Consider the following 21,720-nt stretch of genomic DNA (forward strand, 5'->3'; position numbering starts at 1 on the left):
TACAAGTTTGAACGCGCACGCGTGGCCTTTTGGCCAAGGTTACAAGGTTGAAGGTTACAAGGTTGAAGGTTACAAGGTTGAAGGTTACAAGGTTGAAGCTTGAACGCGCACGCGTGGCATTTTGGCCAAGGTTACAAGGTTGAAGCCAGTTTTTAAAACTTAAAACTACGATTAAGTAAACCTAATAAGCTCTTGCATCTTTAATTAAAAGCTTTAAAATTTATGATTAATAATTCAGGAGCTTAAAGTCATAATAAGTCAAATTTAATGGTGTTGTGATAACCGGTAGTGGTACACAAGTAGTGATTTTATCACCCGAAACCTTGATCAGACCGTAGCCAAATCACTACATCTTTACCACTACCGCTGATTGATACTATGGGAACGCCAAGAGCGAACAACCTGCAACCTGCAACCTCCAATCTCAAACCTCAAACCTCCAACCTCCAACCTCCAACCTTAAACCTCCAACCTTAAACCTCCAACCTCCAACCTTGGCCAAAAGGCCACGCTACGCGAACAACCTTCAACCTGCCACCGTTAACTCTAAAAAAATTACCCATGAAAATCTTAGTTGCTAGCCACTCCTATATTGTTGACCTTAACTGCGAGAAGTTACGAACACTCGCTCAGTTAGAACCTAATATTGAGGTAACTGTGGTGGTTCCCCGGCGCTGGCGTCCTGGTGGTGTCCAAAATCGCATCATTGAAACCCAACCCCGTGAGGAAGGTTCATTTCGGGTGGTACCAGTGTCTAACTTTAGTGAAAATCATCAGGGGCTGCTGACCTTTGGCCTAGATATTATCCCTTTATTGAAACAGTTTCGCCCCGACATTATTCAAGTGGAACAGGGAGCTAAGGCATTAGGTTATGCTCAATTTATTACCCTAAATAAGCTATTAGGATTGAAGGCAAAAAACCTATTTTTAACTTTTTGGAATCTGCCCTACCAAGTGAAATTTCCGGTCTCTGTGTTGGAAGGGTATAACCTGCGCCATACCGATGGACTGATTTGTGGGAATCAGGATGGGGTAGAAATCCTGCGACAACATGGTTATAACGGACCAGCTAAAGTAATGCCCCAATTGGGGGTAGATGAAAGCTTGTTTCGTCCCCAAGCTCAGCCAGAATTAAAACAGAAGTTGGGAATTCAACCCAATGAGTTTGTGGTGGGATTTGTGGGACGGTTTGTAGAGGAGAAGGGATTACTGACTTTAGGTAAAGCCCTAGCTGGGTTATCTGGGATGCAGTGGAAGTTGCTGCTACTAGGGCGTGGTCCCCTCAAGCCGATATTGATGGAAAAGGCGGCAGAATGGGGAATTAAAGACCAACTGATTTGGATTGAGAGTGTTCCCCATGATGAGGTACCTCGTTATATTAATGTGATGAATACTCTGGTGCTACCATCAGAGACTAATTATAACTTTAAAACCTTAACTAGTGTAGGTTGGAAGGAACAGTTTGGTCATGTGCTGATTGAGGCTATGGCATCTAAAGTACCAGTAATTGGTTCCGATTCTGGAGAAATTCCCTATGTGATTGGGGATGCTGGGTTGGTGTTTCCTGAAAAAGATGAGTCGGAGTTACGACATTGTTTACAGCAGCTAATCAAGCAACCAGAGTTGGCTGAGAAATTAGGAGATTTGGGTTATGAACGGGCAATGGAACAGTATACGAATAAGGCGTTAGCTAAACAGCTGTTGGATTTTTATCAGGAATTAATGCAGAATTAATAATTTATAATTTATAATTTATAATTTATAATTCACAATTTTAGAATGTAGAACTTAGAATTTGGAATTCTGCATTCTTAATTCTGCATTCTTAATTCTGCATTCTTAATTATGCATTATAAATTCTTCATTCTTCGCTACCACCTCTATGGACTGTTTTCACCCATTTCAACCGTTTAGGACGCACAGACATCCGAGCGGTAGTAGCGGCCATCACTAGCATCCAGTGCAATAGATAAAGGTTTCCCCTCAAGGTCTGCAACAGAGGAACCAACAGGTTAGAAACACGTAATCGTCGATTTTGATTGGTGCGGCGCAGCCCGACCAACATCCCAATCACTGATACGGTGACAGTTAGACCAGTAATGGGGCTAAAAATAGGTAGACGGTTACGGGCAATAGCCATCAAACAGTCTGGTACAGCAGCAGTGGGCAAAAAGTACTGGATGATCAAGTAGGTAAATAAATCTATAGTTTTCCGCAAACCTAGGCGGTTACTTACAATTAAACGCCAGTAATCTAGATAGCGCTGGTACCCTCCTTCTGCCCAACGGTTCCGTTGATGCCAGAGTGCGATCGCACTGGTGACTCCTTCTTCTTCTACTGGCGGGTAATTGAGAAAGCCAATATCCCACTGATCGAGGTGTAGGCGAATGGTTAAATCTAAGTCGTCGGTGATAGTTTCTTCATTCCAGGCACCGCAACGCTGTAGTGCGGAACGTCGGACAAACTGACCATTGCCCCGCAATTCAGCAATCCCACCCACTGCTATACGTTGCTGTTGGAAATAGCTGTCTAGAGCCATTTCTGCCATTTGCCCTCGTGTCCAGAAATTCAGTGCTGCATTTGCGATCGCTTTTCTGACCTGCACTGCTCCCACTCGCGGGTTATTAAATAAGGGCAACACCCGCTGCAGCATATCTTTGGGAACTTTAGCATCTGCATCAAATACTGCTACAATCTCGCCTTTCGTTAAACCCAGTACCTGATTTAGTGCTCCTGATTTCCCTCCCCCGGCATTAGCACTCCGGTGCAGTACCTTCAACTGGTCGTATGTTGCTGCTAACTTATCTAAGATTTCTGGTGTTTGGTCAGTACTGTAATCGTCAATTACCCACAGTTCATACTGATTTTTGGGGTAGTCTAATTGACACAGAGACTGAACTAAATTACTGATGACACTTTCTTCATTTTTTGCTGCTACTAGCAGAGACACAAAGGGAAAATCGTCTTTCTCCTCATCTAAACAGGGTTGAGGGGTTTTTAACGGTTGAGCCAGCAATAATCGTAGGGAATGAATTCCTACGATCGTTGTTAAGCTCAAGCTCACCCAGATCCCCCAAGACACCAAATGCAGTGCTATTGTCATGCACCACACTATGGTTAAAACTAAAGCTGCTTTGCGTCGGCGTCCTTCTAGTCCCTGGAAAAATAAGCTAGTTTCAAACTCTTCCTCTGACAAGTTAGACAGCATAGAGCCAAGTTGGTTCAGCTCTTGGCTTGGCGCTTTTTCTGACCAGGAATTCTCCGACATAAATGTACTGCAACTACCAACGAAGGCCACTAATGCCTTATTCTATCCGAAAGTGTTACAAAATTGTTAATTTCTATCAAGGAAGGTATAGTTTAGGACATAAAATCTGATCTGGGGTGTCAAGGGAATAGGGAATAGAAACATTTGTTAACCTTTACTTGGATTGCTATCGACTACTATCAATAGGGTTATCTTTTAGGTTAAGCGTGTCTCAAGCTTCAAGCCTCAAAGCTAATCCCTATCATTGATAACAGCCAGAGTTCCCGCTAGAAAACTCTGGCGACAGGCATGACGCTGAATCTTACCACTAGATGTCTTGGGAATAGTACCTGGTTTGAGTAACAGAGCAGTATGAACCTGCAAATCGTGATGTTGTAATACTGCTCGTCGGATTAACCGGATTAACTCTTTGGTATCAAGGGCATGGTCTTTCGCCCCATTGCCAGGGTCAGAAGTAGCTAGCCGAGTAGATTTCCAATAGCTACGTTCTACCTCAGCAATCACCACTAACTGTTCCTCACCGGCAATATTAACTGAAAATCCTGCCGAACACGTCGGTCTGAGCAAGGAGTGGGTCTTTTCTACGGTCCATTCAATATCTTGGGGATAGTGGTTACGACCATTGATAATGATCAGATCCTTCAGACGACCAGTAATAAATAATTCACCATCGACCATGAATCCCAAGTCACCGGTACGCATAAATGACTCCTCCCCCATCGATGCTAGAGTTACGCGAAAGTTGCCTTCTGTTGCTGCCGGTTGATTCCAGTAACCTTGGGCAATGCTTGGTCCTGATACCCAGATTTCTCCGACTTGTCCTGGGTCACATGGGGTTAAGGTTTCAGGATGGATAATTACAATCTGCTGGTCTGGCAGACTTTGACCACAGCCTACTAGGGTAAGGGTACCTTCTTGCTCAACAGTAGCTGGCACAACTTTATTTTGCTCTAATGCTGCCCCTTCAACTGTTTTTAAGACAATTGGAGCGCTTTTGAGACCACCAGAAACCATTAAGGTGGCTTCAGCCATGCCATAGCAAGGGTAGAATGCTTCTCGGCGGAAGCCACAGGACTCAAATTTTGTGGCAAACCGCTCCAAGATGGCGGAGTTAATTGGCTCAGCTCCGTTAAAGGCAATATCCCAACTACTCAAATCCAAGTTTGTTAGTTGTTCCGGCTTAATTTTGCGATCGCATAAGTCGTAAGCAAAGTTTGGTCCGCCACTGCTGGTGGCTCGATAGTGGGAAATTGCTTTTAACCAGCGGATTGGACTTTGCAAAAACATCAACGGGGACATGAGCGTAGCTGGAAAACCGCCGTATAGAGGTTGGAGTATGCCACCAATCAGACCCATGTCATGGTACATCGGTAACCAACTCACCACACTGCTGTGGTCGGTGTGCTCAAAATACTGATAGATAGCAGCTGAATTATGGACTAGGTTGCTGTGGCTAATCATCACTCCCTTCGGCTGAGCGGTTGAACCAGAGGTGTATTGGAGAAAAGCCATGGTGCTAGCATCTATAGCTGGTTGCTGCCATGATTGAGCTAAGTTGCCGTTGATGGTTTCTGTGGCTACCCACTGCAGTGTTTTCAGTTCTGGTGCCTGAGTAAACCTGCGCTCTAAATTAGACAGGATTGCTTGGGTAGTTAGGGCTACCTTTGCCAGGGAATCCTTGACAATTCCCTGAACACGGACAAGGGAGCGATTGGGTCTAGGAGGATAAGCGGGGACAGCTACAACCCCAGCGTACAGACACCCGAAAAATGCACAAATATAGTCTAGACCAGGAGGATAAAGGAGTAGGGCAGTTTCTCCTGGGGAATATATTGATTGCAGGTGGAACGCGATCGCTTGGGCTTGTTGCTCCAACTGTTGGTAAGTCAGAGTGACCTGTTCGGTTTCTCCATCCACCAAAAAGGTATATGCGATCGCATCTGGCTGGTTAACTGCTCTGTAGCGCAGGATATCAACTAACGTGGCTGGTTGGAGAATAGTTTCTGACACCTTGTACCCCTGCACTCAAAAACTTACACAAAACATTCAAAAACATTACTTTAGCCTGATTCCGAGATAACCAACTATCCTCAATTGAGGATTCATAGCTCAGGAGGTTCAAGTCATAACAATTTATTTTCCAGGAATTTTTAACATAAATTGCCGAAATAATCCAGCAATTATTAAAAATATCCCCCTTCTCACACTCTTACCGAAATTACCTATTTCCTAGTTACACGAATTTGCTGCCCCGAGGCCATCCAAACAACTGTAGTTTGTAAAATAAATTGGGGAACAAAGCAAACAGGTATTTGAATATTTTAAAGCTAAAAGGCTCATCATAAGTTCCCACCCATTCTTTGTTTTTCTCAATCCAGCTGGCGATTGTATTAGCCACTTTTTCAGCAGGAGGAGCAGAATTGACTCGGTTGGCTCGGATTTTATAACCTTTTTCATTGAGACGGTTCACTGGTGCCCAAGCCAAAGGACCGCTGATCACACCAGGACGGTAAAGCCTCATGCGAATTTGATGATTGCTGGCGTGGTAAACGATTGGTCCAACACCTGACCAGTAATAGTGCAGAGCAATTTTACCAGAATGATAGACTGGACCAAAACAAGAAGGGCTACCATCTGCAATTGAACCAATAGCAACCACATCCAGGGGTCGCTCACGCTTTAGCTTGGCTGCTTCCAGGGCTACCAATGCTGGCCAACTGTAGTTAACACGGTTCATTGATTCTACTATCTCAACCAGTGGCACTCCTCCATCCCCTACCTCAGTTTCGATTTGTCCTGCATTCAGGATAATCACATCGGGGTCATACTCAAGCAACTTTTGGGCATCTTCAAGGGTTTGTTGTTGAGACACACACAATGTATTGAAAAAGTTACCTTCCAGGTTTTCTTGACGGGTGACACCAACTACTTGCCAACCACGATTGATGTACTCTTGACCTAACGCACTGCCGAGGGTGCCGGAAATTCCTGTGATTACAACAGTTTTCATAGTAAACGAGACAGTGAAAAGTTTTTCAGCATGGGTGAGTGTTATTTTAACTAGCCAAACTTTGTAAGGAAGAAGACTCCGTTAAAGGAGGTTTTTTTGGCCAGGTCTTTTCGCCAAAGCAGAGTGGGCTCATCTCAAGACGATACTCGATCTATACTACGATTCTTTATACCCCTTTTTTTGCCTAAAGGTAAGCATTCAGCCGTAAGCTAATGGGCTACGCCCACGTTACGGGCAGAGCTAATGGGCTACGCCCACGCTACTGGGTGCATCTCAATGCATGCTATTTGACGCGGTGGTGCGTTACGGGACGGACTGTTCCAATACTCGCTACCGGGAAAATCAGGGCTAGTCCGTCCCTAACGCACCCTACTTGCTGTGAGACACATGCAACGGCAAAACACCTCTTTCTACGATATTCCGATTTTTGTCAAGTACAATTTATACCAAACAAAATGCAATTACCCTGGCCGGATAGCTCATTTTAAGCTAACCGCTGTTAGCGTAGCCCATTAGCTTACGGCTAAAGTCCCATTAGGCAATGTTTTTTTTGGTAAAATATCCTTTTGTTTACAAAGTTTGACATAACGTCATATTTGTTAGTGCTCTTTTTTTTTTCAATGCTATATACTTTCTAATGTGAGTGTTTGTGTTCAAACAATTCCACAAAAAATTTCTGTAATAGATCTACAGAATTGACAATAACCCTAAGGACGATAACTACCATGTTCAATAAGTTATTGAGAAATCATAGGGTTTCTCATAGCTATGAGGTAGACAAGATTTTTGACCTCTTAACTATTACTTGCTTCCTGCTGCATAAACCCCAGGAATTTGTAGTTCATCACTATCAGAAGTGCTATATTAGATTCCTAATACCAATCATAAAAACTGTTGGTATCCAGATTTTTGGCGAGGGTGGCGATCGCTTCTGGGTAACTTGTCGTAACATTATTGTTGGGTTTTTTATATCAGCACAGATCACAATGCTCGCGGCACAGCCCGCCCAAGCTGAACCAGCAGAACGCAGTTTCCAAAATCCACCCTTACTTCAATTCCGGGAAACCATAGCACCGCTGACCCTCAAAGAAGCAACGACCACAGGTAGCTTAAAAGAGTTTGATTTCAACATTCAATATACTGAAAGCCAACTCTTTAACCCAGCAACCATGGCATACGACCAAGTACGGTTGCGAAGCTACGTCGGCACTGATACTAATCCAAATCGACCCTATGTGGCACCAACTATTGAAGCCAGACCTGGTGATACAATCCGCGTCAACCTGAACAATCAGTTAGGAGATGATCCCAGTTGCCCCGATTCAATTGAGGATGTTAATGAACCCCATTGTTTCAATGACACAAATTTACACACCCACGGTTTCTGGGTCAGTCCAAAGGGCAATAGCGACAATGTTTTAGTGAAAATTAAACCCGGTGACGAAATATTTCCATACGAGTACGAACTGCCTGAGGATCATCCAGCAGGTACGTTTTGGTACCATCCCCATGTGCATGGCTCAACAGCACTGCAAGTCTCAAGTGGCATGGCGGGTGCTCTAATCGTGCGCGGTGATCGCTTGCCTACCGAAACGGCTAATGGTGACATTGATACTCTGCTCAAAGGCCCCTACGGAAGGAAGATGCCAGAAAAAATTTTAGTATTCCAGCAAATTCCCTATTACTGTCCTAAGTCTGAAGGATCCGAAGACATCTGGAATTGTGATTCTGATGAGACAGGTGTTATTGAGACTTACGACTACGAGGTGGGCACGGGAAATCCGGAAGATGATATTAGCATTTTCGGTCCTGGAACTTGGGTTGAATCGGGGCGTTATACCAGCATCAATGGTCAGATTTTGCCTTTTTTTCTTGCCCGGGCTGGCAAGATCCAACGTTGGCGGATGATCCATGCTGGGGTACGGGACACCATCAGCCTGGAATTTCGCAAATTGCAATATGATGAATTTAGCATTAAAGAGTTCGCAGCGACTGGAGCTGATGGTTACATTGGTCAAAATTGCACAGGGGATCCGATTCCTTACCATGTGATTGCTGATGATGGTTTAACTCGAAAGCAAGCCTGGGAAACCACCTTAACCACTCTACAACCGGGCTACCGTAACGATGCACTTGTGCTTTTCCCACAGAAAGGACTATATTGTGTGATCGATACCGCTGCTGAGGCACCAACCAACGTCAGCCGAGAAGCAACAAGTCGGCAATTGCTTGGGATAGTCGCAGTTAGCGGGGGAAACAGTATAGCGCCTGATCAGATCCATCAATACTTAATTGATCGGCTTGTTGCCCGTGCTGCTGTTAACATCCCAGAAGGGTCGATTCGAGAAGAGGTTATTGATGATCTAAACAATGATCTAATGCTGACTAAATTCATCGATCATCCCGACATTGATTATTCTGAGGTTACTGGTTATCAGGAACTCGCTTTTAACATTGACACAAGCGCTACTCCTACTGAGTTCCAGGTGAGTAATGGAATTGGTATTAACGAGCCTTACGACCCGCAACCTTACGATCCCGACCGCATGGATCGAACCCTAACGTTGGGTACTGTCGATGAATGGACTTTAGAGTCACGCTTTGTCGGGCATCCTTTCCATATCCATGTCAATCCTTTCCAAATCATTGCAATCTATGACCCCAATGGCAACGATGTCAGCTTGCCTGATGCGACTGATGGAGGTGACCCGGAGTATCCAGGACTCAAGGGTGTATGGAAAGACACTCTTTGGATCAAAGGCCCAAGTCCGGGATCAACTTATCCCGAGGGGGTTTACAGAATTGTGGTGCGCACCCGATATCAAAGGTATCCTGGCATATTTGTGCTACACTGCCATATTCTTGACCATGAGGATCAAGGTATGATGCAGAACATTTGTATCAACGATCCATCGACTGCAGAATCTGATGATTGCCAATTATAAACATAGGGCGTAGTTCAACACTACTTTAAGGATCAACAAAAAAAGGAGAAGCCCGATCAGCTTAAGCTTGTTAAAGACTCAGCATCGGGCTTCTCATAGGTCTAGTTTAGAAGAACTTTTCGGTCACATCGATGATTATTGGTTACTGCCACCAGCCGAAGAAGCCTTCTCTTCAGTTAGACTGAATTTTGCCACCTTCGCCTTAACCCGAACTCAGGTTGATTAAGAAATATCGGGTTAAGGAATAGGGCAAGTTAATCACGAGAGTAAATAGCTATGCTGTCAACAATTATATCGTCATTCACAGGTCTGCCCTTCTTGCGAATCGAGATAGAAATTGAATCGGGGTCGAACTCATCCTCATCAAGCATTTCAATTTGCCTTAGTAACTCATCGCTAATCTCAAATTGAAATGTTTTTGAGGTCTGACGATCACTAGATAATACGAAGAAAGAGATATTGCCCAAAAAGTATGTGTCAATATCTGCAATAGCAGTTTTCTTGGTTTTTTCGTCCTTGGGCAAATTGAGATAGACGCTGTATGTGCCTTCGGGTTCTCCGGTATAGATTACATTTACCTCCAAAATAAAGTTGAGTTTAGATAACCGCTCTTGACTAGCGGACTTAATAATGTCTTTCAGTTGAAGTGACGACTTTTCATTAGGCTCATTAGGCAACAGAATTTCTTTCAGTTTATCGCGGAGTGAAGATCCAAGCCGCAACCTCAGGGTAAACTCTTGAGCGCTCCCTCCTAAAGCTTTCTGAGCCAATTTGAAACCCAGGAGTTTTTTAAGGGGTTTTTTAGGGCGTTGATTGGCAATCCCTTGTAAATCTAAATTATATGTAGCAGGGATATTCCAAGTCAATCGATAACCGTCATCGTAGTCATAGTCCATGCTGTAGACCGCTTCAACGACTTCGTCCATGGTGTATCCAATCACCTCACCGTCGGGTTCAAAAAATTGATAAGGCCAAGAAACTTTCTGCAGTTCCTCTGGGGCAACATATATATCTTTCTTATTGGTCCATTGCGACCACAGGCGGTCGATGTTGGCGTGATGCAACCAAAAGATGGGGTCAAAGCCAGCACTAGGAATGCTTCTCATTAAGCCAAGCTGGGGCGTTTGGTCATCCTTTAAATCGCGGTTATAGATTCGATTAAAGATATTACAATCATCCGCTTCATCTGGTTCCATTTCGCCACCGCCAATATACTTATGCATTCTGTTGTGGGGGGCTTGTTCTATTGCATTGCTAAATTCTTCAAATATTTGCTCTCTATTCAAGTCTTCCACAGCATTAACTAAATCGGCGACTGCAAAGTTATCTGAAATGGGTTCGCCCATATTCAAGTCACATGCTCGTCCTGACTCATAGAGGGAGTTGCCTGCAGGGTCTGGGTCGTACTCTATGTTTGGTTCGTAAAACTCTAGGGGCATTTCGAGCCGTTCTTGATCTGGTACTTCCGTATCGGAATAACTGATATAGTCCCAATAGGGAAGAGAGAAATTGGGATCTTCGGACAAGTCTCGAACAATTTTTTCAAAATGATGCAAATAAAGCCGGTGCCAGGGCAAAAAATGAATTTTGGGATCCACACCAGCTTGATTTTTATCATGGGTACAGTTATTCCAGGATTCCAGCAATTTACTAGTGGCAGGATCGCTGTCCGAAAACTCAGAATAATAGGGACACAGCGGATTCTCTTGTGTAATTCCTGAGATATTTTCAGGTTTGGTAGGAACCCAGTGAATGGCACCCTGGTAATACCAGCTGCGTGGGTCTGTACAGTCCATATCTCTCATGACATTGAGAGCTTGCTGGAAAGATTTGAGGTTCTCTTTTCCTTGAGGGCTAGTTGCGCTATAGCGAATATGGGGATCTCTTGTTATTGTGCTCGTACCAGCAGTTGCTTCTTCGCTCACAAGAGCAACTGCTTCCCCAGTCAATGTGCTTACGGACAAAAAAACACATACAAAGAAAACAATCAAGACCCTACGTAGAAAAGGGCTGAAAAAATTCATAACCAATCTTTCACTTGTAGTATTAGGGGGTTGAGTAGCAATTGTACAGAAACTAAAGCAATAGAAACAATTAAACCCTTTGGGGTTGCTAATTCTGGGTATAATATCGCCCCTCTAGTCCCCAAGTTTGGGTGCTAGCTATCAGCTATCAGCTATCAGAGGATATCTCCCAAGTTTTTTGATATTGAATTTTGCCCCCCTAGCCCCCCAATTCTGGGGGGAACAAGAATCAATTTGCTGGTAAAAGTCCCCCAAAATTGGGGGACCAACGGGGGCTTGGATGTAGCAAATGAGACTTCTCAGACAACCTATCAGCATTAAGCTCATGCCACGCTACTAGATCGGTGCTTTTGAATAAAGCAGATAACCATTTGTTGAATCTGAGTTAAGTCTCCTGACGGCTGACCGCTGATGACTGACGGCTGACCGCTGATGGCTGAATTCTTAAGTTTAGGGGGAACAAAACTTTCTTGCGTCCCGCAAATTTAAGGGATAATAGATGCTTTCCCAAAACCAGATGTAGGACTATTTATACTTAAATTTGGCAAGGCCAAACCTCTTCACAACAAGGGTTTCAGAAATCGTTGATTATTCTTAACTTTTGTTTCTGAAACAGTTTAACAATTGTACTGTGAGCTACCTAGTACAGCGATCTAAAAAGAAATTTCTAGGGTTTGGATTCCCAGAGGGTTTAATTGTTAAACTCAGGTGCGAAATTTTCTGAACAGTTACTATTTGCACCCTAGTTTTACCATATGTAATATAACACGTTAATTAACAACTTTGTCAACAGAAATAATTAAGATTTGTTTACTTGACTCTCTAACTGGCTGAGTTTTGCTGATTCAGCCAGTTTGGAACATTCTGGTTCCTAGGGGGGTCCTCACAGCTCATAAGGGTAGGTTTTTTACTTTGACCTCAGGTGTGGGGTGTGGGGCGTGGGGTGTGGGGTGTGGGGGTACAGACAAGCGCACCATTACCTTCACGCGGGGGTTTCCCCCACTCGCGCTTGGGATCAAGACAATGATGATTGAAGAGCGATGCAGCTTCGGAACAGGGGGTTTCCCCCACTCGTTATTGCATCAAGACAACGACAAATTAACTATATTTTCTTATCCCCCACCCCCTACACCCCACCCCCTACACCCCACACCTCACGTCTTTGTTAAAAACCTACCCTTATGAGTAGGGGGGGTCGGGGTGTTCTTGTCTTAGGGGTAATCCAAACACTCAACCGACTATAGAAATTGGCACTGTCGAGATATTAAACAGTCTGCTTAATATAATCTGCCACTCGCAGTGCATTAGCTACAATGGTTAAAGCAGGACTAACCCCCAACGAGGTTGGCATAAATCCACCATCCACAACAAATACATTGTCATGATCGTGCAAACGGCAGTATGGGTCAAGCACTGATGTGTTGGGATCGGTACCAAAACGTGTGGTGCCCACTTGATGGGCTGTGTGACGATCATCTTTATCCCCGGTGGCACCAAACATAAATACTACCCCAGCATGGCGCATCACTTTCTTGAGCTGGCGCATATAGTAACGGGAGCGGTAAATATCGTAAGGATGAAATTTGTGGACTAGATGGATCGCTCCTGTGTTGCTAACGTCTACCCTATTTTCCGGTTGGGGCAAGTCTTCGACAAAACCTGTCATCGCCAGTATCCGTTTGAGTAGGAATTTTGCGATCGCATCTGGAATCGGTACTGGTAAATTTTCTTGTATGCTCAGATGCCCAGGGATTGGCACAGTTTGGGAATACCCGAGCTTATGGGGAAAATCCCCTGAACCAAAATAAAGATCGGTGAAGCCTAACTGCTTGATGAAGGTATCTGCGCCACCGGTAGGTTGGCTAAACAACCCAGCCGCCAAAGCACCGCAATGGTACATATAATTTCTGCCCACCTGACCACTACGACCAGTTAAGCCAGATTTGATCAGGATTACTGGGCTACCGATAGCTCCAGCTGCTATAATATAGGTTTTAGCTTTTAGCGTTTCGATTGTACCACTATCGCGCCAGCGAAGTTTTACACCAACCACCTTACCCTGAGCGTTGGTAACCAAGCACTCTGCTTCTGTATTAGTTTTTACCTGGAGATGGTAATTGCTGACGGCTCCATCAATAGCACATACCAACGTCGAAGCACGAGAGTCATTGGGGCAGTAGTAGCCTGGACATTTGGGACAGCGAAGGCAACGGTTAAAGTCGATGCCCAGGGGTAAGTGGAAGGGAGTAAATCCCGCTTTCTCAATCCCCCGCTCCAATTTCTGATTGATCGGCTCAAGGGGAGGAGTCTTGGCTGGATAGCTGTGGGCTGGTGTTTCTAGATGGAGGATTTTATTAGGATCATCTCCAGCAACATGGAATAATGACTCGGCCTGATCGAAATAGGGGGAGAGCTGATCATAAGTAATTGGCCAATCCCAGAGGTGACGTGGTAGCCATTCACTATAGTACTTGCCAGGATGGAAATCATTGCGGCTCGGACGCATCAACACTCCACCATAGAGAGAAGTCCCACCACCAAGAATTCCGCCAATAAACAATCGGGTATTACGCCCATTAACCTCGATGGTGCGGTCATCAAAAGCTGCCATGTCGATCAGCATTCGTTGCTCGTCCTGGTAAGGTTCACTGTCAATGAATCGGTTACCACGCTCAACCAGTAAAACCTGCTTACCAGCTTTAGCTAGCGCCAACGCAACAGTTCCTCCACCAGCTCCGCTACCAATGATGATGGCATCAAAATCGTTTGTCATATAAAAAGGGAACAGGGAATAGGGAATAGGGAATAGGGAGTAGGGAGTAGGGGAGTGGGGAAGGGAGTAGGGAGTAGGGAGTAGGGAGTAGGGAGTTAGGGAGTAGGGAGTAGGGAGGTAGGGAGTAGGGAGTGGGAGTAGGGAGTAGGGAGTAGGATTAGGGGGTAAGGAGTAGGGAGCAGGAAGAAGTAAAGAGATAAGATGTAGGAGATCAAAGGTAAGAGGGTAAAAAACCTGTGTACCTCGTAGGGAGCAGGAAAAAAAGAAAAGGTAACAAAGAAAAGGTAAAAAATTCTTTGTACCTCTGCAGTCTTGATGCAGCAAGTACGATAATAGCGATGCATCGCTATTCCCTTTTTCCTATTCCCATTCCCGATTCCCGTTCCCGATTCCCGATTCCCGATTCCCGATTCCCGATTCCCGTTCCCTATTGCTTCCTATTGCTTCATTGTCGAACAAACACCTTATCTAAACGTTTTTCCCATTTCTTCTGATTAGCCATAGCATCTTGAACGAAGGGTGACCAAGCAATCAGTTTAATGAATAATTGATTAATCCATGAAACAGGAAAACGGAGCGGTCTGACAATATCTAGAAATAAAACCACCCGCATCCCATCGGTTTCATTCCATACCTCATGGGGGAAGCTATCATCAAACATCATTGTTTTTCCTTCTTCCCAATAGCGAATGTCGTTACCAACACGAATCCGACAATTTTCCTTCGGTTCAGGAACAATTAATCCTAAATGATATCGGATAACCCCTTTATAGGGTCCCCTATGTTTAGGGATATGCTTACCTGGTAATAGGATTGAAAAAAATGCCGTTTTCATGCCAGGAATTTTTTCAATCATACGAGTGGTTTCCGGACATTTTTCACAATTCTGTTTAACTTTGATTCCATAGGCATAAAGACCATAGGTTTTCCACAGATTATCCGTGCTGATATACTCGGCTTGGTCTGGGGAAAGATCGTGGAAGTTAGGTATAATATCTCTATATTTCAGGATTTGATCTAGCTCTTGGCGAATCGTCATCCATTTGGGTTCTAACTCGGCTACCCAATCAAATTGGGAAGGATCAAGGAAAGTTGAATTAGCAATTAATGAGTAATCAGTAATTAGCTTTTCAAACTTGAGGATAAGTGGTCTACCAATACCATAGATCAGGAAATCCCTAGCTTTTCCCCTAAGAGCGTCTAAAGAACGTTTCATGATTAATAAAATTAGCTGCGCTTAGAGGGATATGTTACCATACCTAATTATTTTTTTTACTGGTTCCTAAAAAAAATTATAAATTCCTAGTGATGGTCGGAATTAGTCACTGGGAATTAGTAATCTTGAACACATTTAGCTATCAGCTGATCCAATAACAACCTTAGGATTCTGATCCACCAACATTCAACTGACTCAACAGATCGGTAATACTACGCTGTTGAAGTTGACTCTGTCGCCATTCACCTACTGCCTCTAAAGTGCCATCAAGAAATCGCAGCCGACATTCCCGACGTTTAATCTTACCACTAGAGGTTTTGGGAATACTTCCGGTTTTCAGCAGCACAATCCCATAAACATCAGCAATATGCTCTTGGGCTACTGCTTGACGAATGGCTGCCACTACTTCATCAACTACTAAGTTTCTCAGGTAACTCCGCTTGATCTCTTGAGCAATAACTAATCGTTCTTCTCCTTCTAAATCTACAGAAAACGCTGCACTAGCATTGGGTCGTAGGGCTGGATGACTCTTCTCAACCGTTGCTTCAATATGCTGGGGATAGCGGTTGTTGCCCCAGAGGATCATCAATTCTTTGAGGCGACCGGTGATAAACAGTTCCCCATCTTTTAGAAATCCTAAGTCTCCGGTACGCAGAAATGGTCCAGTGCCGGTGTCTTTGATATAGGCACCAAATGTGCGTTCTGTTTCCTCTGGTTGATTCCAATAGCCCTTGCCGACACCATTACCAGATACCCAAATTTCCCCGACTTTATTTTCTGGGCACTCTATTAAGGTTTCCGGGTCAACAATTACCACGTGATCACCTAACCAGGGCTGACCACAGCTGACAATCCCTTGTGCTCCCTTTTGGTCTTTAGTCGCAGCTACCACCTGATTTTCTCCTAGGGCACCTTGCTCAACATACTTAATCACCAGAGGGTTAGCTTTCAATCCCCCGGAAATAAATAATGTAGTTTCAGCCATACCGTAGCAGGGATAAAATGCTTCTGGTCTAAACCCACAAGGGGCAAAGGTCTTGGCAAACCGTTCTAGGGTTTCGGCTCGAATCGGTTCAGCACCGGAAAACGCTACTTCCCAACTACTAAGGTCTAGAGTTTCCATCTGTTCCGGAGTGACCTGACGACACAATAAGTCATAGGCAAAATTGGGACCACCACTGGTGGTGGCTTGATAGCGGGAAATCCCTTGCAGCCAGCAAACTGGTTTCTGTATCAAGGCTACTGGTGACATGAGTGTAACGGGAAATCTCCCATAGATGGGCTGGATCACACCACCGATCAAACCCATATCATGAAACAAAGGTAACCAGATCACTCCTTGACTGTTAAGGGTATGCTCGAAGCACTGATAGATCAAGGCTGAATTGTGCAGGATATTGCCATGGGTCACCATTACCCCTTTTGGCTTACCGGTAGACCCTGAGGTGTACTGTAAAAACGCTAAGCTATCGTGATCTGGGCGCTCGGTTTCAATCCAGTCTGATGCTAGAGACGGGGAAATTTTATTGCTTTCTATCCAGGACAGTTGAGTTAAGCTTGGGGCTAATTCTGGATTGGAGGCACACTGCTGCTGGATTCTTTTCCATAAGTCTGTGGTAGTAAGCGCTACTGTGGCTTGGGCAGAAATTACCCGCTGCTGTAATTGGGCAATAGCCTGTTTAGACCGGGGGGGATTAGCGGTCACTGCTACAACCGAGGCATACAGACATCCAAAGAAAGCGGCAATGAACTCTAACCCAGCGGTATAGGGGTAGACTAATAAGGCACGGGAGCCCCTGGCAACTAGAGACTGTAGCTGAGCAGCAATGGCTCTGGCCTGTTGATCTAACTGTTGATAGGTTAGATGTCCAGATTCTGTCTCCCCGTCTGCTAGGAAAGTGTAAGCAATTTGGTTAGGTTGGTTTATCGCTCTATCGACCACGAGATCGACTAAGTTGGAGTATTTAGCTTTATGGTTTGCCATTATGCGATCGCGAATTATCCCTGCTTTGTTTCCCCTCATACCAAGCCTAGAGGCGAAGTTACCAGACCCAATCAACAAAATCTGCATCTTACGAAACAGATTTTTAGATGCAGAATAGCTTACCTTTCAAATGCTATCGGCGCAAGAGGGTAGACTTGACTTGATTGATAGAATTTTTCACAAGTTTTGGTAGTTCATGGCAAAATAACCATCAAGTCAACCCCAAAAATAGCAATTCATTGGCTTCAACAGTGGCAACTAACGCTAAATGGAGCGATAATCTCTGTTTAGAACATTATTAGCTGAGATTGAAGGTTCACAACTAGGCTCAATGATCGAAAAGTCATGCAGGGGTAAGGCCAGACGATCACTCAGTGCCAGTAACTGGAGTTGGGTGATTTAATCTTTTAGTGTGGTGAAGGAGTGCAACATGGAATTGTTGAACCAGGTCTGGAACGGGAAAGAAAGCTCACCGGCCACTGTGGTTACGAGTGATCACAAATCTACCGTCAGTTCCCCAAAATTATCTCAAGGAGCATCAAGCATTGCCACTTGGTTAGTGTCCAAGCTGGCAGACGTACTTGAGCTGGATGCCCAAGAAATCGATATTCATCGGGATTTTACCGATTATGGTTTAAATTCTATTGAAGCTGTTAACTTATCCGGAGAGCTGGAGAATTTCCTCGGACATCGGCTTTCCCCAACGCTTTTATGGGATCACGACAATATTGAGGCATTGGCTGAGTATTTGGCGGAATACGTTGCTAAACAACCAACAGCAAACTCGCAAGCTAACCTAGAAACCTCCTCAGGGAGGTCAATACCGGAAACGAATGGTCATATATCGGCTAAAAACGGTCTCATCCCAAATCAAGATGCAGAAAAGCTAGACAATCAAGATATCCCACCGGAATACCACCATTTCCACCTATACCCAGAATACCGCAAACTGCAATTGCAACAGGAGGAAATCAAAGCGCTGGGGGTCAACAATCCTTTCTTTACCCCCCAAGAGCGGGTTGTCAACAATACCACACAGATTGGTGGCCGGGAATTGATTAATTATGCCACTTACAATTATCTAGGAATGTGTGGTGACCCAGTTATCTCTCAAGCAGCAAAGGATGCCATAGATCGTTATGGTACCTCCGCCTGTGCTAGCCGTCTGTTGTCAGGGGAAAAACCCTTACATCGAGAGCTAGAAAAAGAAATTGCTGACTTTATTGGTACTGAGGATAGTATCGTCTATGTAGGCGGTCATGCTACTAACGTAACTACTATTAGTCACCTATTTGGCAAAAATGACCTAATCTTACATGATTCTCTGAGCCACAACAGTATTCTACAGGGATGCATCCTATCGGGAGCGAGCATTATTGCTTTTCCTCATAATGACTGTCAGGCATTGGATAAAATACTCCAGGAGCGTCGTCAACACTATCAACGGGTACTGATTGTGATCGAAGGGGTTTACAGTACTGATGGTGACATTCCCGACTTGCCTGAGTTCATTGCAGTCAAGAAACGCCACAAAGCTTTCCTGATGGTAGATGAAGCTCACTCCATCGGGGTACTAGGCAAACACGGTCGAGGGGTTGGTGAGTTCTGTGGGGTTGATCCCGCTGATGTAGATTTGTGGATGGGTACCCTCAGCAAGTCCTTTGCTAGCTGCGGTGGCTATATTGCTGGTTGCGCTGCTGTGGTAGAATACCTCAAGTATACCTCCCCGGGATTTGTCTATAGTGTTGGCATAGCTCCTCCTAATGCAGCCTCCGTGCTGGCTTCCATAAGGCTACTCAAGGCAGAACCAGATCGAGTTGCACTGTTGCACCAGCGAGCTAAACTTTTCCTGGAATTAGCCCAGAAACAGGGACTCAACACAGGGACGAGTAAAGACTCTCCAGTGATTCCAATTATTGTGGGGGATGCGTTGAAGTCGGTGCAACTGTCTCAGAATCTCTTTAAGCGTGGCATCAATGTCCCGTTTATGTTCTATCCATCGGTGCCGCAAAATGCTGCCCGCCTGCGCTTCTTTATCACCTGTAACCATACGGAGGAGCAAATTCGCTTTACGGTGAACACCCTGGCTCAAGAAGTAGCAAAGCTTCAGCAGGACGATAGTACCCAGACATCACCCTTAGAGTAACTAAGAGTAACTATCTTATAGTAACTATACTGCACACGGTCATAACCTGAGCTTATTGATGATCCCCCCCATCCCCCCTTATTAAGGGGGGAGAAGAGGAGATTCACCCCCCCATCCCCCCTTATTAAGGGGGGAGAAGAGGAGATGATCCCCCCTTATTAAGGGGGGAGAAGAAATTTAACGCTCAGTTTAGACCGGTGCTAAGTATAATTACTGACAGGTGAATCTAAGGACTGGCAACTTACAGATTACAAACCCCGTTGGCGGATTGAGTGGAAATTAACTCGGGGATCAGACTATATATATTAGCAAGCCTTAGCAACTAACTAACTGGGGAAAAGTCTCCCACCCCGTTACCTACCTAATATTTACCTAACCTAATAGTTAGTGGCTGACAGGTAATCCGCCAACGACATCTTTCCAACTCTGGTTAAGTTAAGCCAGCTGTGATCAATTGATACATTCTGATAAATCAATTCCGGAAAACCTAACTATCGTTTCAGGTGCCACTTATGCGAGTTTTATTGCTATATCCTCTGTTTCCGAAAAGTTTCTGGTCAATGGAGAAAACCATTGAGTTGGTGAATCGCAAGGCACTGATGCCACCCCTAGGTTTGGTGACAGTAGCAGCGATATTACCTCAGACATGGTCCTTTAAACTGGTTGACCGCAATGTATCTGAGGTAACGGAGGCAGAATGGGATTGGGCTGAGATGGTGATTCTCTCAGGTATGATCGTCCAGAAAAAGGATTTCCTTGAGCTAATTCAGGAAGCTAAGCGCCGTGGGAAAAAGGTAGCCGTTGGTGGTCCTTACCCGACTACCTCACCCCACGAACCTGAAGCGGCTGGGGCAGATTACTTGATTTTGGATGAAGGGGAAATTACCCTACCGATGTTTGTCTCAGCGATTGAACGGGGCGAGAGTCAAGGGGTTTTCCGTGCTAATGGTGAGAAGCCGGATGTTACGGAAACCCCAATCCCCCGCTTTGATCTTCTGGACCTGGAAGCCTATGACACTATGGCAATCCAGTTCTCTCGGGGTTGTCCATTTCAGTGCGAATTCTGCGATATTATTGTCCTCTACGGTCGCAAACCCCGTACTAAAGCTCCCGAGCAGTTGTTAGCTGAACTAGAACGCCTCTTAGAACTGAATTTCCAAGGGGGGATTTTTCTAGTCGATGACAACTTTATTGGCAATAAGCGCAATGTCAAGATTCTGCTGAAAGCCATGAAGGTCTGGATGGCTGAACATGAGTATCCTTTTAGCTTTATCACAGAAGCTTCAGTGGATTTGGCTCAAGACCAAGAACTGATGGACCTGATGGTCGATTGTAATTTCAAAGTGGTCTTTTTGGGCATTGAAACTCCTGATGAAGACAGCCTTACCCTGACTAAAAAGTTCCAAAATACTCGGGATTCTCTGAGTGAATCAGTGGATGCCATTACCAATGCCGGTCTGAGGGTGATGGCAGGGTTTATCATGGGCTTTGATGGAGAAAAACCAGGCGCAGGCGATCGCATTGTCCAATTTATTGAGAAAACCTCGATTCCTATTGCCTTGTTTAGTATGTTGCAGGCATTGCCTAATACTGCTCTGTGGCATCGCCTTGAAAAAGAAGGACGACTTCTCGATGGTGGGGCTAATATTAACCAAACCACTTTGATCAATTTTGTTCCAACTCGGCCAGTGGAAGAAATTGCTCGTGAATATGTCGAGGCGTTTTGGACTCTGTATGATCCAGAGCGATTTTTAAACCGCACCTACAACCACTTTATGAAGCTTGGTCTACCGAGGCATGCTGTACCTCGTCGGATCGATTGGATAACTATCCGGGCGCTACTAACTCTATGCTGGCGACAAGGGGTTGTCCGTAAGACCCGCTGGACCTTCTGGAATAGTCTGTTTAAGCTGATCCAGCAGAAACCGAAAGTGGTGGGCTCTTTCTTTGTGGTTTGTGCCTACGCGGAACACTTCCTCGAATATCGCCAAATTGTCCGTGACCAAATTGAGGCTCAGCTGGCTGAATTTATGACTAATAAACCATCACCTTTACCGGCTAAGGATAAGGAAGTGGCGGTAAACGAATCCGCGATCGCATAATTCATTCTTTAGGGAACAGGGAACAGCGGATCTGGGAATAGGGAAAAAATTGGTGTATAGCGCTACAGGCAAGGCAAAAGGCAAAAGGCAAAAGGCAAAAGCGATGCAGCGCGGTCTTGGGGAGGCAGCGCGGTCTTGGGGGTCTCCCCCATGAGCGACTGCCGTGGTTTCCCCCATGAGCGACTGCATCAAGACGGCAAAAGTTTACTATCACAGCTTTTGCTGCTTGTATCAATGTCAAACACCTTCATG

At 44.9% G+C, this 21,720-nt stretch carries 14 protein-coding genes; 6 read left to right on the top strand and 8 right to left on the bottom strand.

What is annotated here, in order from left to right; translation table 11 throughout:
* Positions 1-561 precede the first annotated feature (561 nt).
* A complete protein-coding gene (gene hpsO, locus BJP34_RS20585; RefSeq protein ID WP_070393960.1) occupies positions 562-1,734 on the top strand; it encodes a hormogonium polysaccharide biosynthesis glycosyltransferase HpsO in 1,173 nt (390 codons plus the stop codon).
* 127 nt (positions 1,735-1,861) lie between these two features.
* Here hpsO and BJP34_RS20590 read toward each other — a convergent pair whose 3' ends face one another.
* From BJP34_RS20590 to BJP34_RS20600, 3 genes are all read right to left on the bottom strand, one after another.
* A complete protein-coding gene (locus BJP34_RS20590) occupies positions 1,862-3,268 on the bottom strand; it encodes a glycosyltransferase (RefSeq protein WP_070393961.1) in 1,407 nt (468 codons plus the stop codon).
* A 231-nt stretch (positions 3,269-3,499) separates the two neighbouring features.
* A complete protein-coding gene (locus BJP34_RS20595) occupies positions 3,500-5,278 on the bottom strand; it encodes a fatty acyl-AMP ligase (protein ID WP_070396785.1) in 1,779 nt (592 codons plus the stop codon).
* Positions 5,279-5,501: 223 nt separating this feature from the next.
* Complete coding sequence (locus BJP34_RS20600) at positions 5,502-6,278, bottom strand: SDR family NAD(P)-dependent oxidoreductase (RefSeq protein WP_070393962.1); 777 nt, start codon at positions 6,276-6,278, stop codon at positions 5,502-5,504.
* A gap of 725 nt (positions 6,279-7,003) precedes the next feature.
* Between BJP34_RS20600 and BJP34_RS20605 the strand changes: the two genes are divergently transcribed.
* Both BJP34_RS20605 and BJP34_RS43870 read left to right on the top strand, forming a co-directional pair.
* Positions 7,004-9,223: a multicopper oxidase family protein gene (locus tag BJP34_RS20605; protein ID WP_202971999.1), complete on the top strand. Its 2,220-nt coding sequence runs from the start codon at positions 7,004-7,006 to the stop codon at positions 9,221-9,223.
* 67 nt (positions 9,224-9,290) lie between these two features.
* Positions 9,291-9,449, top strand: coding sequence for a hypothetical protein (locus BJP34_RS43870; protein ID WP_158517339.1), 159 nt, complete (start codon positions 9,291-9,293; stop codon positions 9,447-9,449).
* Between the two features lie 28 nt (positions 9,450-9,477).
* Here BJP34_RS43870 and BJP34_RS20610 read toward each other — a convergent pair whose 3' ends face one another.
* A complete protein-coding gene (locus BJP34_RS20610) occupies positions 9,478-11,187 on the bottom strand; it encodes a tyrosinase family protein (RefSeq protein ID WP_158517340.1) in 1,710 nt (569 codons plus the stop codon).
* Between the two features lie 1,324 nt (positions 11,188-12,511).
* Positions 12,512-14,344, bottom strand: coding sequence for a GMC family oxidoreductase N-terminal domain-containing protein (locus BJP34_RS20620; protein ID WP_229423948.1), 1,833 nt, complete (start codon positions 14,342-14,344; stop codon positions 12,512-12,514).
* Between the two features lie 14 nt (positions 14,345-14,358).
* On the opposite strand from BJP34_RS20620, the gene BJP34_RS43875 reads away from it, so the two are divergent.
* Entirely contained in the window at positions 14,359-14,514 is a 156-nt protein-coding gene (locus BJP34_RS43875) for a hypothetical protein (protein WP_158517341.1), read from the top strand.
* Here the strand turns inward: BJP34_RS43875 and BJP34_RS20625 are convergent.
* The gene (locus BJP34_RS20625; protein ID WP_149031089.1) at positions 14,466-15,236 is read right to left on the bottom strand and encodes an aspartyl/asparaginyl beta-hydroxylase domain-containing protein; all 771 of its coding nucleotides are present in this window, start codon (positions 15,234-15,236) and stop codon (positions 14,466-14,468) included. The two genes, BJP34_RS43875 and BJP34_RS20625, sit on opposite strands and share 49 nt — an antisense overlap.
* Positions 15,237-15,399: 163 nt before the next feature.
* Positions 15,400-17,220: a fatty acyl-AMP ligase gene (locus BJP34_RS20630; RefSeq protein ID WP_070396788.1), complete on the bottom strand. Its 1,821-nt coding sequence runs from the start codon at positions 17,218-17,220 to the stop codon at positions 15,400-15,402.
* Between the two features lie 430 nt (positions 17,221-17,650).
* Here BJP34_RS20630 and BJP34_RS20635 point away from each other — a divergent pair, with 430 nt between their 5' ends.
* Complete coding sequence (locus BJP34_RS20635) at positions 17,651-19,366, top strand: aminotransferase class I/II-fold pyridoxal phosphate-dependent enzyme (protein ID WP_083305275.1); 1,716 nt, start codon at positions 17,651-17,653, stop codon at positions 19,364-19,366.
* A gap of 512 nt (positions 19,367-19,878) precedes the next feature.
* Positions 19,879-21,468, top strand: a complete 1,590-nt coding sequence (locus tag BJP34_RS20640; protein WP_070393966.1) for a B12-binding domain-containing radical SAM protein — start codon at positions 19,879-19,881, stop codon at positions 21,466-21,468.
* Here the strand turns inward: BJP34_RS20640 and BJP34_RS43880 are convergent.
* Positions 21,418-21,657: a hypothetical protein gene (locus tag BJP34_RS43880; RefSeq protein ID WP_158517342.1), complete on the bottom strand. Its 240-nt coding sequence runs from the start codon at positions 21,655-21,657 to the stop codon at positions 21,418-21,420. The genes BJP34_RS20640 and BJP34_RS43880 overlap by 51 nt on opposite strands.
* Positions 21,658-21,720: the final 63 nt, after the last annotated feature.

The organism is Moorena producens PAL-8-15-08-1 (assembly GCF_001767235.1).
GTDB classification, from domain to species: domain Bacteria; phylum Cyanobacteriota; class Cyanobacteriia; order Cyanobacteriales; family Coleofasciculaceae; genus Moorena; species Moorena producens_A.